The sequence below is a fragment of the Streptomyces sp. RP5T genome, assembly GCF_003933965.1.
Classification (GTDB): domain Bacteria; phylum Actinomycetota; class Actinomycetes; order Streptomycetales; family Streptomycetaceae; genus Streptomyces.
On record NZ_RSAJ01001119.1, the window covers coordinates 1 to 1,206 of the forward strand.

A 1,206-nucleotide genomic window follows, 5' to 3' on the forward strand; every position below is an offset into this window, starting at 1 on the left:
CTCCCGTGCTCGCTCAGGGCTGTCCGGTCAGGGCGGCGGGGCGATCCACCGGGCCGTGACGCCGAAAGCGTCGACGGTGTCGAAGGCCCGGGGATCACTGGGCCGGGCGTGGGCGACGAACCGATCGCCGGCCGGAGGGCGAGGCGGTGGCGGATCGGGCTGCGCGCCCTGACACGGCTGTTCCGGTCAGCGCCGTTTGAAGCGCAGAAGGGCTCCCTGCAAGGGGAGTTCATGGCAGGCCGTGAAGTCGAAGCCCGCCGTCTCCAGCAACCGCCGGTAATGCGATTCCGTGCGCTCGCGGCCCCCCACGTTGCACAGCATGTGCACGTCCCAGGCCACGGCGAGGGAGAGCCGGGCGTCCGCCGGCAGGAGCCGCTCGACGACCAGGAGTTCGGTGCCGGGAGCCATGGCCCGGGCGCAGCGGCGCAGGATCGTCAGGCAGCGCTCGTCGTCCCAGTCGTGCAGCACCCGGGACAGGACGTACAGGTCGCCGCCCTCGGGGATCCAGGACGTGAAGTCTCCCGTCACGAACCGGCAGCGGTCCGCCAGGCCCGCCGTCGCGAACGCCTTCTCCGCGGCCTCCACGGCATGCGGCCGCTCCAGCAGGACCCCCTGCAGGTGCGGGGCGGCGCGCAGGAGCCGGCCGAGGAGTTCGCCGTTGCCCCCGGCGACGTCCACCACCACCCGGTGGGCGGCCAGGTCCACCAGGCCGGCGACCGGGACGAACATCGGCGCGCTCGCCGCCATGGCCCGGTCGAACAGGTCGGCGAGTTCGGGGTGGCGCGCGAAGTGGGGGAAGTGATGGTCGCCGAAGACCCGCGCGAACGCCTCCTCACCGGTGCGCACCGAGTGCCGCAGCTCCCCGAAGGAACGGTAGAACGGGCCGCCGTAGAGCAGGGCGAGCGGCTGGAAGGAGGCGTCGGAGCCCGTGCGCAGCGGCCCGCCCAGTTCCGTGAGGTGGTACGAGCCGTCGGGGTCCGCCGCCACCAGGCCGAGACCGGCGAGGTAGCGCAGCAGCCGGCCCAGGCTGTCGGCATGGGTGCCGGTCAGTTCGGCCAGTTCCGCGAGGCCGGACGCGGGGTGGGCGTCCAGGTGGTCGGCGAGCCGGAGTTCGGCGGCCACGGCGATCGCCTGGGTGGTCCAGGCCCCGGTCATCAGGTGCAGCAGACGGTCCCGGGGACTGGGGACGTGGGGGGTGTGCCGGGC

At 73.8% G+C, this 1,206-nt stretch carries 1 protein-coding gene; it reads right to left on the minus strand.

Annotated elements, in window-relative coordinates; translation table 11 throughout:
- Positions 1 to 186 precede the first annotated feature (186 nt).
- A partial coding sequence (locus EHS43_RS44865) for a methyltransferase (RefSeq protein ID WP_125196088.1) occupies positions 187 to 1,206 on the minus strand: 1,020 nt, incomplete at its 5' end.